This window comes from Duganella sp. CF517, assembly GCF_900110275.1.
Taxonomy (GTDB): Bacteria; Pseudomonadota; Gammaproteobacteria; order Burkholderiales; family Burkholderiaceae_D; genus Rugamonas.
Genome location: NZ_FODC01000007.1, coordinates 260,990 through 276,969 on the forward strand (window position 1 = coordinate 260,990; position 15,980 = coordinate 276,969).

Below are 15,980 nucleotides of genomic sequence, written 5' to 3' on the forward strand. Positions count from 1 at the left end.
TGCGGTTTACTCGCCGCCGCCGTTGCCGCCGGTGCCGGGCGCGCCGCCTTCGGCCGCCTCGGCAGGGCCCTTGCTACGGCCGCCGCGGCGCGGTGCGCGTTTGCGCTTGCTCGCCGCGCCGCCGGTGGCCGACGACGACTGGCCGGCCGTCGCGATCAAATCCTCGCGGGTGGCCTCGTCGCCCTCGTAGAAGGCGGTCCACCATTCGCCCAGTTCGGCGTCGATCTCGCCGGAGGCGCAGCGCAGCAGCAGGAAGTCGTAGCCGGCGCGGAAGCGCAGGTGCTCCAGCAGCTTGTAAGGCGACTTGCCGGTGCGGCGCTCGAAGCGCGGCTGCATCGACCAGATGTCGCGCATGTCGGTGCCGATCTTGCGCTGCAAGGCCAGCTTCTCGGTCTGCGAGTCGAGCACGTCGTCGGCGGCCAGGTGCAGCGCCGGGATGGTTTGCTCGCCGGCGGCGCGGTAGGCGGTCCATTTCTCCAGCACCTGGTGCCACAGCAGCGACGCGAACAGGAAGCCCGGCGACACCGTCTTGCCGGCGGCGATGCGCGAATCGGTCGAGTCCAGCGCCAACGTGACGAACTTGAAGCCGAGCGGCTGCTCGAGCACCACGTCGAGCAGCGGCAGCAGGCCGTGGTGCAGGCCTTCCTTGCGCAGCTGCTGCAGGCAGGCCAGCGCGTGGCCGCTCATGAGGAGCTTGAGCATCTCGTCGAACACGCGCGCCGGCGGCACGTTGTCGATCAGCGACGCCATCACGGGAATCGGCGCGGCGGTGACCGGTTCGATGGTGAATTTGAGCTTGGCCGCGAAGCGCACCACGCGCAGCATGCGCACCGGGTCTTCGCGGTAGCGTGCTTCCGGCTGGCCGATGATGCGCAAGGTCTTGGCGCGGATGTCCTCGATGCCGCCGTGGTAGTCCAGCACCTGCTGGTTGGCCGGGTTGTAGTACATGGCGTTGATGGTGAAGTCGCGCCGCACCGCGTCCTCCGCCTGCGAGCCGAAGGTGTTGTCGCGCAGGACGCGGCCATGGTCGTCCTTGGGCGCGTTGTCCAGCGTGGTGCCGCGGAAGGTGGTCACCTCCAGCAGGTCCTGGCCGAACATCACGTGCACGATCTGGAAGCGCTTGCCGATGATGAAGGCGCGGCGGAACAGCTTGCGCACCTGCTCCGGCGTGGCGTTGGTGGCGATGTCGAAGTCTTTCGGCTTCACGCCCAGCAGCAGGTCGCGCACGGCGCCGCCGACGACGAAGGCCTCGAAGCCGGCTTCCTGCAAGGTGCTGGTGACGCGCACCGCGTTCGACGACAGCAGCTTCGGATCGATGCCGTGGGCGTCGGGGCCGAGTATCACCGGCGTGTTGGTGTCGCGGGCCTTGGCGGTCTTGTCTTTGGTGCCGAGGATTTTTCGGATCAGTTTCTTAATCATTGAATAGTTCAATTAATGCCCAGCCTTGAGCGGTGGCGTGCGTTTTCAGGGTGGCGTTCGGGTTGGTCGCGATCGGGTGCGAGACGATCGACATCAGCGGCAGGTCGTTGTGCGAGTCGCTGTAGAAGTAGACGGTGTCGAAGTCCTCCAGGGTCTTGCCCATCTTTTCGAGCCAGGCCTTGGTGTGGACGATCTTGCCGGCGCCCTGGGTCGGCGTGCCAAGCAGGCGGCCGGTCATGACGCCGTCGGCGTCGCGTTCCGGCATGGCCGCGATCAGGTGCTCGACGCCCAGCGCCTTGGCGATCGGTTCGGTGACGAAGTGGTTGGTGGCCGTGACGATGGCCACCAGGTCGCCGGCGTCCTGGTGTTTTTTCAGCAGCGCCAGCGCGGCCGGGCGGATCGCCGGCACGATCACCTCGTTCATGAATTGCGCCTGCATCTCGGCCAGCTTCACCGGCGGGAAGCCGGCCAGGGTGCCGAGCGCGAACTCCAGGTATTCGACCGGATCGATCGTGCCGGCCTGGTACTGCGCGTAGAAATCGTCGTTGCGGCGCTTGAAGGTGGCCGCGTCCACGGCGCCGATGCGCACTAAGAACTCGCCCCACTCGTGGTCGGAGTCGATCGGCAGCAGCGTGTGGTCAAGGTCAAAGAGGGCAAGCTTCATGCGGGATTCGTCATTCTTTCGCTTCCGCCTGCAACCACTCGCGCAACAGCGGCAGGGTGATCGGGCGTTGGGTTTCAAGGGAATACTGGTCCAGCGAGTCGAGCATCGTCGATAACGATCGCATGTCGCGCTGAAAATGGGACAGCAGGTAGGGTATCACGCCGGGCGACAGCGTCAAGCCGCGGGCGGTGGCGGCGGCGCCCAGCGCGGCCACCTTTTCGTCGTCGGTCAGGCCGTGGATCTGGTAGATCAAGCCCCAGCCCATGCGCGTGCGCAGGTCCTCGCGCACCGGCAGCACCGCCGGGGCGACGGCGCCGCTGCACACCATGAAGGCGTTGTTGGCGCGGATTTCGTTAAACAGCGCGAAGGCGTCGATCTGCGCCACCGGCGACAGTTTTTCGCAGTCGTCAAGCAGGTACAGGTCCACCTCGGGCGAATACTGGAATTCGGACTCGATCGAGAACGGCGAGATGTAGCGCGCGCGCCGCTGTTCGTCCTCGCCGCCGGCGCTGGCCAGCGCCTTGAGCAGGTGGGTCTTGCCCACGCCGCCCAGGCCCCACAGGTAGGCGAAGTGCTCGCGCGAGCTGCGATCGGCGAATTGCGCCATCAGCGCCGCCGCCTCGGCGTTCTGTCCCACCTCGAACGATGCGAGGCTGTGCGCCTGGTCCGCGCCTAAATCGAGCACCAGCTGTTTCATGGCGTTCGCCTTGGTTTGATCGTTTGCATAACGCTTTTCTTGACGCTTTTTTTAGATACGTCACGCATTATAGAGGGGCGCCGGGGCGCGTGGTGCCGAAATGCCAAGGGTGGGTCGCCCGTGCCGCCAGCCAGAATGCCGTGTGCTTGTGCTCTAGCGCGAGGGGAAATGGCATGGAATGTGATTTAGATGGTTAAAAACGGCAGGTGGACGGGGCATTTTGATAAAATAGCGGATTGACCGGGTTCGCGCAGGCTTATTTGCGCGGATTTGTGCAGAATAGCGCTGAAAACGTGCGATTTTGTTACGAAACGGTCTCCGCCTTCTATTTTACCGCCTCCGCTGCGAAATACACCATGAGCCAAACTTCAAATGTTTCCCTGTCCTACCGTGACGCCGGCGTCGATATCGACGCGGGCGACGCTTTAGTCGAAGCAATCAAGCCTTTCGCCAAGCGCACCCTGCGCGAGGGCGTCATGGGCGGCCTGGGCGGTTTCGGCGCCATGTTCGAGATCAGCAAGAAGTACAAGGAGCCGGTGCTGGTGTCCGGCACCGACGGCGTCGGCACCAAGCTCAAGCTGGCATTCGAGCTCAACCGTCATGACACGGTCGGCATCGACCTGGTCGCCATGAGCGTCAACGACATCCTGGTGCAGGGCGCCGAGCCGCTGTTCTTCCTGGATTACTTTGCTTGCGGCAAGCTCGACGTGGCCATCGCCACCGACGTCATCAAGGGCATCGCCCAGGGTTGCGAGCAGGCCGGTTGCGCGCTGATCGGCGGCGAAACGGCCGAAATGCCGAGCATGTACCCGGCCGGCGAATACGACCTGGCCGGTTTCGCGGTCGGCGCGGTGGAAAAATCGAAGATCATCGACGGCACCAAGATCGCCCCGGGCGACGTCATCCTGGGCCTGGCCTCGTCGGGCGTGCACTCGAACGGTTACTCGCTGGTGCGCAAGATCATCGAAGTGGCCAAGCCGGACCTGGAAGGCGACTTCCACGGCAGGAAGCTTGCGGACGTGCTGATGCAGCCGACCCGCATCTACGTCAAGCCGCTGCTGGCGCTGATGGCCTCGATGGAAGTCAAAGGCATGGTGCACATCACCGGCGGCGGGCTGGTGGAAAATATTCCACGCGTATTGCAGCCGGGCCTGGTGGCCGAGCTCGATTCGAAATCCTGGACCTTGCCACCGCTGTTCACGTGGCTGCAGCAGCACGGCGGCGTGGCCGACGCCGAGATGCACCGCGTGTTCAACTGCGGCATCGGCATGACGGTCATCGTTTCGCAGGAAAACGCCGCCGCCGCCATCGAGCAGCTGGAAGAGGCCGGCGAGATCGTCTACACCATCGGCAAGATCCGCGCCCGCGTCGGCGACGAGCACCAGACCATCGTCGTGTAACTTTACATGCGAGCGGAAAGAGCGGACCATGCCTTGGCGTGGTCCGCTTTTTTTATGGAGAATCGGCATGGATGAGATGATGAGGGGGCGCCTGGTCGCCATCTTGCGGCAACGGTTGCCGGCGTTGTTGGCGGTCTATCTGTTTGGCAGCCGCGCGAACGGTCGCGCGGGGCCGGACAGCGATGTCGATATGGCCGTGCTGGTGGCCGGCAAGCTCGATCCGGTCACGACGTGGGAACTTGCTCAACTGTTAGCCAATCAGGCCAACTGCGATGTCGATCTGGTCGACCTGCGTGGCGCGTCAACGGTCATGCAGTACCAAGTCATCACGACAGGGATACTCCTGTGGAAAAAAGACAGCCAAGCCGCGTTATACGAATGCTTTATTCTCAGCGATAAAACCGAGCTCGACGAGGCAAGGGCGGGCTTGCTTGTGGATATACAACGCGAAGGACAAGTGTATGGCAGCACCCAACGGTAATGATGATGTCGTTCTTAACAAAGCCGCCACGATCGAGCGCTGCGTCGCCCGAGCCCGCGAGGAGTATCTGAAAGATCCGGCGACCTTTGATCGCGATTTCACGCGCCAGGATGCTGCGATCATGAACATTCAGCGCGCATGCCAAGCCGCGCTCGATATAGGACAGCATGTCATCCGCAGCGAACGCCTCGGCGTACCGCAGAGTGCGAGGGATGTGTTCGATTTGTTGTCCAAGGCGCACATCATCCAGGCCGAACTGGCCGACGCGCTAAAACGAATGGTCGGCTTTCGCAACATCGCCGTACACGATTACCAGATTTTGCACTTGCCTATCGTTGTGACCATCATTGATAAGCACCTGGAGGACTTTTTGCGCTTCAGTAAGTCCATGCTGCAACGGGGGAGGCCTCATACACACCAGCCCGTGTAGCAATGGTGGACCTGACCCCGGAGTTGCTTTTGATTATGGGGCGGCTTCGCAGGCGTTTTTGACGAGGAACGCTTGCGTGATTTTGGCGATCGCCGCCTTAAGCTCGGCCGGGCCGCCGTCGTACATGTCGTTGTGCCTGGCGCCGGGCGGCTTGACGATGCAGGTGCCGTACTGTTTTTGCTCTTGCGCGTCCGGCAGCACGCCGGGGTCCGCTTGCGTGTCGCTGGCGCGGATCGACAGCACCTTGACCGCCGCCGTGCGCGGCAGCGCGCCGCGCCGGTTGTCCAGCGTGACCACGCGGGTGATCGTCGGGTCGCCTTCGCCGGCGCGCTCGGCCGAGATGTCGCCGCCCAGCGAGTGGCCGATCAATGTCACGTGCCGCCAGTCGTAGCCGGGATGCGATTTGCTCAGGCTGTCCTGCACGAAGCGCAGGTTGGCGACGCCACGGCGGCGCATGGTCTTCAGTTGCGGGCCGACGTCTTCATTCCTGTCCAGCTTGGCGTCGGTCGGCAATTGGTGGTCGACGCTGACCACCAGCCAGCCCGCCCGGTTCAGCGCCTCGACCAGGAAGCGGTATTGCTTGTAGCCGTTGCCGTAGCCGGCGCTGAGCAGCGCCACCGGACACGGCGCCTTGGTGCACGGCGCGGCCGGCAGCGACAGTTCGATCGGGATCGCGCGCTGCCGCGCCTGGTCCTGCAAGGTCAGGTCCAGGCTTGCGGCCGACGCGGCCGGGGCGGCGCCGCCGAGCGACAGCATCAGCGCGGAGATGATTCGGAGATTGCGATGACGGACCATTGGACATCCTTGATCGGCGTGCGGGTTTCGCGGTCGCGCCGGTAGCTGTGAAAGGCGAAGCCGGCGTCGCCGGGATGGCACATCGTGCATTCCGGCGCGGCGGAGAAAGTGGTGAAGCCGGCGCGCGCCAGTTGCCAGGCGGTGATGCCTGCCAGGTTCAAATTGCCCGCCTCCGACGCGATCACGCGCGCCGGCATGGGGTAACGCGCGCCGAATTGCGCGATCAGTTCGGGCGAGACTTGATAGCAGCAGTCGCCCGCCGCCGGTCCGGTCGCGGCCAGCCAGTCGCCGGCCTGTTCGCCGCGCGCGGCCAGCATCCCGCCGAAGCGCGCGATGATGCCGGCGTAGGCGCCGCGCCAGCCCACGTGCAACGCGGCCACGGCCTTGCCGTCCTTGCGCGCCAGCAGCACCGGCACGCAGTCGGCGGTGGCGATGGCCAGCAGCAGGCCGGGGCGCTCGGTGAACATGCCGTCGGCCTCGCCGCAGTCCTGGCGCTCGCGGTCGGCGATGGCGATGTGCGTGCCGTGCCGCTCGTGCTGCATCGGCCGCCGCGCCCAGTAGTGCGGAAAGTGCCGCGCCATGTCGTCGTGCCGCCCGCCGAAGCCGTGCACGACCGATTCCACCGACGCTAAAACCGTGCTTCTGATAACCATCGTTTGCTGCTAACTCTTTCTATCGTTTAAGGATTTTCTCCACCGGCGCCGGGCGCAGGCGGAAGGCGTCCGGCATGCCCGAGCCGAGCAGCGGCCGCAAATACAGGCGGAAGGCGTCCGTGACATCGGTGCCGCTGGCGCTGATGAACTCGTCCTCCATGACGCGCGTCTTGCCGGCCACCGCTTGCAGCGCCTGCAGTTCGTAGTCGACCGAGTAAAAGCCGGTGCGCTTGATGGCGACCGAGCCGTCGCGGTCGCCCCACATGGCGAACTGCACGGCCTTTTCGGCCACCTCGCGCGCTTCGCGCTGGTCGACGTCGGAGACGCAGCCGATGAACGAGCGCTGCAGGTAGCCGAAGGTGTCGCCGCGCACGCGCTTGATGCCCAGCTTGGCCTTGATCTCGTCGCACAGCAGGTCGGCCAGCGCGCCGGTGCCCGACAGCTGGACGTTGCCGTGCGCGTCGCGCTCCACTTCCTTGGCCAGCAGGCTGGCGATCGCTTCGCCGGAGGCGTCGTGGATGCCTTCGGAGACGGCGATCACGCAGCGGCCGTAGCGCTCGTAGACGTCCTTGACGTCGAGCAGGAAGCGGTCGAGCGAGAACACCCGCTCGGGCAGGTAGATCAGGTGCGGGCCGTCGTCGTGGAATTTCTTGCCCAGCGCGGCGGCGGCGGTCAGGAAGCCGGCGTGCCGGCCCATCACCACGCCGACGTACACGCCCGGCAGCGCGGCGTTGTCGAGGTTGGCGCCGGCGAACGCTTGCGCGACGAAGCGCGCGGCCGACGGGAAGCCGGGCGTGTGGTCGTTGCCGACCAGGTCGTTGTCGATGGTCTTGGGGATGTGCATGCAGCGCAGCGGATAGCCGGCTTGCTGCGCCTGCTCGCTGACGATGCGCACCGTGTCCGACGAGTCGTTGCCGCCGATGTAGTAGAACTGTTCGATCTGGTGCGCGCGCAGCACTTTGAAGATCTCTTCGCAATACTTCATGTCCGGCTTGTCGCGGGTCGAGCCGAGCGCCGACGACGGCGTGGCGGCCACCAGTTCGAGGTTGTTGCTGGTCTCGCGCGTGAGGTCGACGAAGTCCTCGTTGACGATGCCGCGCACGCCGTGCATGGCGCCGTAGACGCGGGTGACGTCGCGGAAGCGGCGCGCCTCCAGCACCACGCCGGCCAGCGACTGGTTGATGACGGCGGTCGGGCCGCCGCCCTGGGCGACCAGAATTTTGCCTGAAGACATGTTCCGCTCCTTATCGTGGATAAGACTGAGCCGTGACTATACAGCGAAATTTTTATTTGCCACCGATGTTTTTATCCAGGAACTTTTCCACCCGTCCCCAGAAATCGATGCGGTTTTTCGGCAGCGCCCAGCCGTGGCCCTCCTCCTCGTACTCGATCCATTCGACGTCGGGGTTGCCTTCCTTGACGGCCTGGTAGAACTTGGTGCCGTGCGGCAGCGGCACGCGCCGGTCGGCGCCGCCATAGGCCAGCAGCAGCGGCTGCTTGATGCGCGCCGCCTGCAGCAGCGGCGAGGTGGCCTTCAGTTGTCCGGCGTCCTTGACCTGGTCGCCGACCAGTTCCGGCATGCCGTACTGCTTCCAGCCGTCGGGCATGTCGGAGCTGAAGTTCCAGTGGCCGTCGTACAACAAGTTGATGTCGGTGACGCCGGCCCAGTTGATGCCGCAGCGGTACAGGTCCGGGTCGTTGATCAGGCCCATCAGGGCGGCATAGCCGCCGTAGCTGGCGCCGGCGATGCAGATCCGCTTGGGGTCGGCGGTGCCCCGGGCGATCGCCCAGCGCGCGCCGTCGGCGATGTCGTCCTGCATCTTCAAGCCCCATTGCTTCCAGCCGGCGCGGAAGTGCTTTTCGCCGAAGCCGGTGCTGCCGCGAAATTCCGGTTCCAGCACCGCGTAGCCGCGCGAGGCCAGGAACTGGCTGTTCGCGTTCCAGCCCCAGCTGCCGCCGCGCAGATACGGGCCGCCGTGGACCAGCATCACCAGCGGCAGGTTCTTGCCGCCGCCGTTGGGCACGGTCAGCCAGGCAGGGATCTCGAGCCCGTCGCGCGCCGTGTAGCGCACCAGCGTTTGCCGGGCCATCCGCTGCGGATCGATCTGCGGATGGCTGCTGCCGAGCAAGCGCAGCTTTTGGGTGTCGCTGTTGTAGAGCATGGTGCGCGCCGGCGACTGGTCCGAATAGGCCGTCACCATCACCCACGGCGACTCCGGCCGCGTCGGCAGCGACAGCAGGTTGACGGTGTTGGGCAGCATGCGGTCGACCCGGGCCTGCATCGCCTTCATGTCGTCGTCGAGCCAGTCGGTGTCGCGGGCGTCGGTCAGGCGGCGCACGCCGAGCAGCTTGCCCTTGCCGAACAGCAGGCTACCGGAGAAATCGTAGTCCGCCAAGCGCACCACCGGCTGGTCGGAGATCTTGTTGGTGGCAAAGTCGAAGGTGTACACGGCCGACTTGTCCTGGCCGGCGTGGCTGGCCACGTACAAAGTGCCGTCGGGCCCGAAGGCCAGCGGGCTGAAGGTGTCCTTGCCGCCGGTGTACACGTCGAAGCTGACGAGCTTGCGCCACTCGTCGCCGTTGGCCGGGTCGCGGTAATAAATGGTGCTGACCCTGCCCTCGCGCGTGGTGGTCAGGCGCGGTTCGCCATTGTGGTCGAGCAGCCAGCTGCGGCTGCCGCCGGGACGCTTGAACGACGTGTAGCGGCCGGTCTTCGTATTCAGGCGTTGCAGATCGACATAGTCGAGCTGGCCCCGCTTGGTGCCGGCGCGGTAGGTGACGTAGATGTCGTCGGAATTCTGGCCGTTCTTCTGGCCCAGCAGATAGGTGTTCCACGGCAGCAGTTCGCGGCCGCGGGCGCCCGGGCCGCCGCCGCCGCCGCCGCCGCCGCCGTTGAGCGGTTTGCCGCTGCGGCTGACCAGTTGCAGCAACTTGCCGCCGTCGCGGTCGATCGCGAACAGCCCCGGCGCGTAGCGCGCGTCGCCCTGGCCGACGCTGCGGTCGGTGGCGGTGAACACCAGCCGCTCGTCGTTGACCCATTGGAAGGAACCGATGTCGGCGTCGGCGAAGGCGCCCACCACCTTGACGCTGGCGTCGCTCAAGGTCATCACGCCCAGGCGGTCGCGGCCGTCCATGCCGGCCACGCGCACCGCCAGGTACTTGCCGCTGGGCGAGAACAGCGCGCCGCTGAACTGGGGATTGTCGTAGAAGGCGGCGATCGGCGGCGGCGTGGCGTCGGCGGCCGGGTCCGCCGCGTCGGCGGCATGGGCGGCCGGCGGGTGCGACAACGCGGCGGCGGCCGTCAGGGTGGCGCCGACGAGCAACTGATGGAATCGCATGGGCGGTCGGGAAATGGTGGAGGTCCCGCACGATACCACCGCGTTATCAAATCCGCCACATTTCCCCTTGGCGCTGTTGTTGGCCGCCTACGGCGTGGCGCCCGGGCCGATATGCTGGTCCAGGAATTTTTCCACCCGGCCCCAGAAGTCGATGCGGTTTTTCGGCAGCGCCCAGCCGTGGCCTTCTTCCTCGTACTCGATCCATTCGACGTCGGGATTGCCCTGCTTGACGGCCTTATAGAAGCGGGTGCCGTGCGGCAGCGGCACGCGCAGGTCGGCGCCGCCGTAGGCCAACAGCAGAGGCTGCTTGATGCGCGCCGCCTGCAGCAGCGGCGAGGTGGCCTTCAATTGCTCGGCGTCCTTGACCTGGTCGCCGACCAGCGCCGGCATGCCGTATTGCTTCCACGCGTCCTGCATGTCGGAGCTGAAGTTCCACTGGCCGTCGTACAGCAGGTTGATGTCGGTCACGCCGGCCCAGTCGATGCCGCATTTGTACAGGTCGGGATCGTTGACCAGGCCCATCAGGGTGGCGTAGCCGCCGTAGCTGGCGCCGGCGATACAGACGCGCTTGGCGTCGGCGGTGCCCTGGGCGATCGCCCAGCGGGCGCCGTCGGCGATGTCGTCCTGCATCTTCAAGCCCCATTGCTTCCAGCCGGCGCGGAACAGCGTTTTGCCGAAGCCGGTGCTGCCGCGGTATTCCGGCTCCAGCACCGCGTAGCCGCGCGAGGCCAGGAACTGGGCGTCGGCGTCCCAGCCCCAGCTGCCGCCGCGCACGTAGGGGCCGCCATGGACCAGCACCACCAGCGGCAGGTTCTTGGCGGCGCCGCGCGGCATCGTCAGCCACGCCGGAATCACCAGGCCGTCACGCGCCTTGTAGTGGACCAGCGATTGCTGCGCCATCCGCGCCGGATCGATTTGCGGAAAACGGCCGCCGACCAGGGTCAGCTTTTTGGTGTCGCCGTTGTAGAGCATGGTGCGCGACGGGAACAGGTCCGAGTACGCCTCCACCAGCACCCACGGCGACTCCGGTTTGGTCGGCAGGGTCAGCAGGTTGATGGTGTTGGGCAGCATCTCGTCGATCCTGGCCTGCATCGCTTTCATGCCGGCGTCGAGCCAGGTCGTGTCCCAGGCGTCGGTGAGGCGCCGCACGCCCAGCAGTTTGTTGTTGCCGAAGATCAGATTGCCGCTGAAATCGTAGCCGTCGAGCACGATCAGCGGCTTGTCGGCGATTTTGTTGGTGGCGAAATCGAAGGTGTAGACGGCCGACTTGTCGTGGCCGGCGCTGCTGGTCACATACAGCGTGCCGTCCGGGCCGAAGGTGAGCGGCGTGAACGCGCCCTTGCCGCCGGTGAAGGTGCTGAAGCTGACGAGCTTGTGCCACTCGGGGTCCTTGGCCGGGTCGCGGTGGTAGATCGTGCTGACGCCGTTCTCGATCGTGGTCGTCAAGCGCGGCTCGCCGTTCAGGTCCAGCTGCCAGTGCATGCTGTCGCCCGGACGCTTGACCGAGGTGTAGCGGCCGGTGAGCGTGTTGAGGCGCTGCAGCTCGACATAGTCGATTTGCCGGGTCGGTTGGATGGCGGGCTTGACCACGTAGACGAATTCCGAATCCTGGCGGTCCTGCTGGCCCAGCAAATAGGTATTCCACGGCAGCAGCTCGCGGCTGCGGATGGCGGTGGCGCCGCCACTGGTGATGAACGGTTTGCCGGCGCGGCTGGCCAGTTGCACGAACTTGCTGCCGTCGCGGTTGACCGCGTACAGGCCGGGGGCGTAGCGCGCATCGCCCTGGCCGACGCTGCGGTCGGTGGCGGTGAACACCAGCCGCTCGTCGTTGACCCAGTCGAACGTGCCGATGTCGGCGTCGCTGAAGTTGCCCACGCCTTTGACGCTGTTGTCGCTCAAGGTGATGACGGCCAGCGCGTCGCGGTGGTCCTTCTTGCCCAGGCGCACGGCCAGGTATTTGCCGCTGGGCGAGAGCAGCGCGCCGCTGAACTCGGGATTGCTGAAGAAGTCGGCGATCGGCGGGCGCGCGGCGGCGGCCGGCGGCGTGTCGGCCGCCGCCGCCAGCGGCGACAAGCTCAGCACTGCGAGGGCGATCAGGGTGGAGCGGACGAACAATTGCTGGAGTCTCATGGCGCGCTATGAAAGTAGGATAATGGGGATGACGCCGGGAGCGTATCACCAAGTTATCAAATCCGCCACATCGACGCGATGCTTGAAATGTAACGTTACATCTCCTTGGGTTCGGCCGCGCGGATGTAGTCGACCAGGGCGGCGGTCTCCGGCGCCGGCGCCGGCGTCATCAGGCTGACGGCCAGCATCGTCAGCAGGCCCGCCGGCACGCCGAAGATGCCGGCCGAAATCGGCGCGATGTGGAACCACTGGCCGGCCGCGCTGCCGCCGAGGATCGGGTTGGTGTGCAGCATGTAGTAGAGGCACACGGAGAAGCCGGCGATCATGCCGGCCACCGCGCCCTGGTAGTTGGCGCGCTTCCAGAACACGCCCAGCGCCAGCGCCGGGAACATCGCCGAGCCGGCCAGCGAGAACGCCGCGCCCACCAGCGAGATGATGTCGCCCGGCTTGGTCGAGGCGGCGTAGGCGGCGATGAAGGCCACGCCCAGCAGCAGCAACTTGGAGATCGTCACGCGCTTTTGCGTGGAGGCGGTGCGGTCGACGATCTTGTAATAGATGTCGTGCGACAGCGCGTTGGAGATCGCCAGCAGCAGGCCGTCGGCGGTCGACAGCGCGGCCGCCAGCCCGCCGGCCGCCACCAGTCCGGAGATGACGTACGGCAGGCCGGCGATCTCCGGCGTGGCCAGCACCAGCACGTCGGCGTCGATGGTGATCTCGGCCAGCTGCACCACGCCGTCGCGGTTGATGTCGCTGATGCTGAACAGCGGATTGACCTTGTCCACATTGCTCCAGTACGACACCCAGTTGGGCAGGTGGGCGAAGTCGCTGCCGACCAGCGCGCTGTAGATGTCGTACTTGACCAGCACCGCCAGCGCCGGGATGGTGAGGTAGATCAGCAGGATGAAGAACAGGGTCCAGAACACCGACACGCGCGTCTCGTGCACCGACGGCGTGGTGTACGAGCGCATCAGGATGTGCGGCAAGGCGGCCGTGCCCAGCATCAGGCAAAACACCAGCGCCAGGAAGTTGTTGCGCTTGATGTCGGAGGTGGCCGGATCGCCGGGGTAGGGCGTGGCGTGCGGCGTGATCGGCTCGGCGCGGGCCAGGTTCTGGGCGCGCGCGTCCGACCACATGCGGGCCGCCTCGTCGGCGTCCTTCGGATAGGCGATCAGCGCGCGCTCGGCGTTGCGGATCTCCAGCAACGAGGCGTTGCGCAGCTTGACGTCGTCGAGCTTGCGCTGCATTTGCAGCCGGCCCGCCTCCCACGACGACGGCAGGGTGTTGAGGCGCAACTGGTAGTCGTCGGCGCGCTGGCGGAAGATGGCGCGCACCTCGGCCTCCTTCGGGTCTTCCTGCAGCACCGCTTCGCGCGCGCTCAGTTGCGGCAGCAGCTTGCCGTAGGCCACCTGCGGGATCGGGTTGTCGCTGTGCTTGGCCGACAGCCAGATGGCCGGCATCAGGAACGCGACCAGGATGATGATGTATTGCGCCACCTGGGTCCAGGTGATCGCGCGCATGCCGCCCAGGAACGAGCAGACCAGGATGCTGGCCAGGCCGAGGAAGATGCCGACCGAGAAGTCGACGCCGGTGAAGCGCGAGGCGATCAGTCCCACCGCGTAGATTTGCGCCACCACGTAGGTGAACGAAACGATGATGGTGGCGATCACGGCGATGACGCGCACCGCGCGGCCGCCGCGGCTGTCGTCGCTGGCGCCGCCGTAGCGCACGGCCAGGAAGTCGGGGATGGTGTACTGGCTGAACTTGCGCAGGTAGGGCGCGATCAGCAGCGCCACCAGGCAGTAGCCGCCGGTCCAGCCCATGATGTAGGCCAGGCCGTCGAAGCCGTGCAGGTACAGGCCGCCGGCCAGGCTGATGAAGCTGGCGGCCGAGATCCAGTCGGCGGCGGTGGCCATGCCGTTGAACATGGCCGGCACGCGGCGCCCGGCGACGTAGTATTCCAGCACGTTGGAGGTGCGGCTGAGCACGCCGAGCGTGGCGTACAGCACGATGGTGGCGAACATGAACAGGTAGCCGATCCACACGCGCGGCATGCCCTCCTGTTCCAGCACCGCCAGCGAGATCAGGAAGAAGACGAAGCCGAGCGTGAACAGCAGGTAGTAGCGGCTCAGGCGGCGGAAGAAGGTGCCGGGTTCTTTCAAACGGGTGGCTCCTTGATGGCGGAGGGTTGGCGCGGCGCGGCGGCCAGGTCGAGGCGGCGCATGCGCCAGGCGTAGAACGCCAGGATCGCCAGCGACACCAGCGACGCGCCCTGGGCGGCCAGGTAGAACGACAGCGGCCAGCCGAACACGCTCAGGCCGGTCAGCTCGCGCGCGAAGAAGGCGACGCAAAATCCCGTGAGCAGCCACAGCAGCAACAGCCAGCCGGTCATCGCGCGGGTCTTGCGCCAATGCTGTTTGCGCGTCAGCGGCGCGCCGGACGGGGCTTTGGTGTCATCCATAGTGTGGCGCTTCGCTTTCCGCTTCCGGCGCCGGCGGCGGCGGGAAGCCGACGCGGAACAGGCAGCCCGGCAGCTTCGGTTGCAGCGAACGGGGATTGCTGTAGATATCGACCTCGGCGCCGTGCTGCTGGGCGATCTCGCGCACGATCGCCAGCCCCAGGCCGCTGCCTTCGGCGGCGTGGCCGAGGATGCGGTAGAAGCGCTCGAACACCCGCTCGCGCTCGGCCTTGGCGATGCCGGGGCCGGTGTCCTCCACTTCCAGGTAGCCGGGTTCGCCGTGCTGGCCGCGCACCCGCACCGTGACGCTGCCGCCGGCCGGCGTGTAGCGCAGCGCGTTGTCGATCAGGTTGGACAGCAGTTCGCGCAGCATGGTCGGATCGCCGACGATCTGCACCGGCTCGGGCGGCGCCTCGTAGCCCAGGTCGATGCGGTGCGCGAACGACGCCTGCACCCAGTCCTGCACCACGCCGCGCGCCAGTTCGGACAGTTCCAGCGGCAGCATCGCCGCGCCGGTCTGCGGCTGGTTTTCGGCGCGCGCCAGCGCCAGCAGCTGGTTCACCAGCCGCGTGGCCGCCTGCGAGCTTTTGGCCAACTGCTCCAGCGAGCGGTGGATCTCGCCGCCGTCGGTCTGGCGCAGCGCCAGCTCCGACTGCATGCGCATGCCCGCCAGCGGCGTGCGCATCTGGTGCGCGGCGTCGGCGATGAAGCGTTTCTGCATCTCGATCGACAGCGACAGCCGCGCCAGCATCTCGTTGAGCGAGCGCACCAGCGGAGAAATTTCCTCCGGCACGTCGCTCGACTCGATCGGGCTCAGGTCGTCCGACCCGCGCGCGCGGATGCGCTCCTGCAGTTGCGCCAGCGGCGACAGGCCGCGCGCCAGCGCGAACCACACCAGCGCCAGCACGATCGGCAGGATGATGAACTGCGGCAGGATCACGCCCTTGATGATCTCGTTGGCCAGTTGGCCGCGCTTCTCCAGGGTTTCGGCCACCTGCACCAGCGCCAGCCGCGGCGCGTCGTCGCCCACCGGTTCCAGCCGCACATACGAATAGGCCACGCGCACCGGCGTGCCGTGCATGCTGTCGTTGCGGAAGCGCACGCTGCCGGCGCGGTAGCGCTCGTCCTCGTCCATAGTTGGCGCCGGCAGGTCGCGGTCGCCGTCGATGTGTTCGCCGCGCGGGCCGTGGATCTGGAAGTACACATTGTCGACGTCGTCGGCGCGCAGGATGTCGCGCGCCGAGCCGGGCAGGCTCTTGATGATCTTGCCGTCGACCGTGCGCACCTGCTGCGCCAGCACCGTCACGCTGTCCTCCAGCGCGTGGTCGAACGGCTGGTTGGCGATCGACTTGGCGACCAGGTAGGTGATGGCGATGCTCATCGGCCACAGCAACAGCAGCGGCGCCAGCATCCAGTCGAGGATTTCGCCGAACAGCGAATTTTGCACGCCCTCGTCGACCTCGGCGGCGGGCGGCTGGTAGACCGGGCCGTCCGCCTCCGCGTCCGCGATGGGCTCGG

At 66.4% G+C, this 15,980-nt stretch carries 14 protein-coding genes; 3 read left to right on the forward strand and 11 right to left on the reverse strand.

All coding sequences use genetic code 11. The features are described from left to right. Positions 1–6: 6 nt before the first annotated feature. From pcnB to hda, 3 genes are read right to left on the reverse strand one after another with little or no spacing between them, the layout of a single operon-like run. Complete coding sequence (pcnB, locus tag BMX85_RS25100) at positions 7–1,419, reverse strand: polynucleotide adenylyltransferase PcnB (RefSeq protein ID WP_090325305.1); 1,413 nt, start codon at positions 1,417–1,419, stop codon at positions 7–9. Continuing rightward, the gene (locus BMX85_RS25105) at positions 1,412–2,083 is read right to left on the reverse strand and encodes a histidinol-phosphatase (protein ID WP_090325306.1); all 672 of its coding nucleotides are present in this window, start codon (positions 2,081–2,083) and stop codon (positions 1,412–1,414) included. Before BMX85_RS25105 ends, pcnB begins: the two co-directional genes overlap by 8 nt. Before the next feature lie 10 nt (positions 2,084–2,093). Beyond that, positions 2,094–2,780, reverse strand: coding sequence for a DnaA regulatory inactivator Hda (gene hda / locus BMX85_RS25110; RefSeq protein WP_090325307.1), 687 nt, complete (start codon positions 2,778–2,780; stop codon positions 2,094–2,096). A 356-nt stretch (positions 2,781–3,136) separates the two neighbouring features. Here hda and purM point away from each other — a divergent pair, with 356 nt between their 5' ends. From purM to BMX85_RS25125, 3 genes are all read left to right on the forward strand, one after another. Next, positions 3,137–4,180, forward strand: coding sequence for a phosphoribosylformylglycinamidine cyclo-ligase (purM, locus tag BMX85_RS25115; RefSeq protein ID WP_090325308.1), 1,044 nt, complete (start codon positions 3,137–3,139; stop codon positions 4,178–4,180). A gap of 67 nt (positions 4,181–4,247) precedes the next feature. Next, positions 4,248–4,661, forward strand: coding sequence for a type VII toxin-antitoxin system MntA family adenylyltransferase antitoxin (locus tag BMX85_RS25120; protein ID WP_307174209.1), 414 nt, complete (start codon positions 4,248–4,250; stop codon positions 4,659–4,661). After that, positions 4,642–5,091 carry a type VII toxin-antitoxin system HepT family RNase toxin gene (locus BMX85_RS25125; protein ID WP_090325310.1) on the forward strand — a complete coding sequence of 150 codons (450 nt, stop codon included), beginning with the start codon at positions 4,642–4,644 and terminating at the stop codon, positions 5,089–5,091. The genes BMX85_RS25120 and BMX85_RS25125 overlap by 20 nt, the downstream gene beginning before the upstream one ends. Before the next feature lie 33 nt (positions 5,092–5,124). Here BMX85_RS25125 and BMX85_RS25130 read toward each other — a convergent pair whose 3' ends face one another. The 8 genes from BMX85_RS25130 to BMX85_RS25165 form a co-directional block, all read right to left on the reverse strand. After that, a complete protein-coding gene (locus BMX85_RS25130) occupies positions 5,125–5,886 on the reverse strand; it encodes an alpha/beta hydrolase (RefSeq protein ID WP_143068063.1) in 762 nt (253 codons plus the stop codon). Then, the gene (locus BMX85_RS25135; RefSeq protein ID WP_090325322.1) at positions 5,847–6,539 is read right to left on the reverse strand and encodes a purine nucleoside phosphorylase YfiH/LACC1 family protein; all 693 of its coding nucleotides are present in this window, start codon (positions 6,537–6,539) and stop codon (positions 5,847–5,849) included. The genes BMX85_RS25130 and BMX85_RS25135 overlap by 40 nt, the downstream gene beginning before the upstream one ends. Before the next feature lie 19 nt (positions 6,540–6,558). Continuing rightward, positions 6,559–7,773 (reverse strand): 6-phosphofructokinase, encoded by a 1,215-nt coding sequence (locus BMX85_RS25140; RefSeq protein WP_090325324.1) that lies wholly within the window; start codon positions 7,771–7,773, stop codon positions 6,559–6,561. A 52-nt stretch (positions 7,774–7,825) separates the two neighbouring features. Continuing rightward, entirely contained in the window at positions 7,826–9,877 is a 2,052-nt protein-coding gene (locus BMX85_RS25145) for a S9 family peptidase (RefSeq protein WP_090325326.1), read from the reverse strand. 87 nt (positions 9,878–9,964) lie between these two features. Next, the gene (locus BMX85_RS25150) at positions 9,965–12,007 is read right to left on the reverse strand and encodes an alpha/beta hydrolase family protein (protein ID WP_090325327.1); all 2,043 of its coding nucleotides are present in this window, start codon (positions 12,005–12,007) and stop codon (positions 9,965–9,967) included. Between the two features lie 95 nt (positions 12,008–12,102). Beyond that, the gene (locus BMX85_RS25155) at positions 12,103–14,166 is read right to left on the reverse strand and encodes a sodium:solute symporter family protein (protein ID WP_090325329.1); all 2,064 of its coding nucleotides are present in this window, start codon (positions 14,164–14,166) and stop codon (positions 12,103–12,105) included. Next, the gene (locus BMX85_RS25160) at positions 14,163–14,465 is read right to left on the reverse strand and encodes a DUF4212 domain-containing protein (RefSeq protein ID WP_090325331.1); all 303 of its coding nucleotides are present in this window, start codon (positions 14,463–14,465) and stop codon (positions 14,163–14,165) included. Before BMX85_RS25160 ends, BMX85_RS25155 begins: the two co-directional genes overlap by 4 nt. Continuing rightward, the gene (locus BMX85_RS25165; RefSeq protein WP_373924146.1) at positions 14,458–15,972 is read right to left on the reverse strand and encodes a sensor histidine kinase; all 1,515 of its coding nucleotides are present in this window, start codon (positions 15,970–15,972) and stop codon (positions 14,458–14,460) included. The genes BMX85_RS25160 and BMX85_RS25165 overlap by 8 nt, the downstream gene beginning before the upstream one ends. Positions 15,973–15,980: the final 8 nt, after the last annotated feature.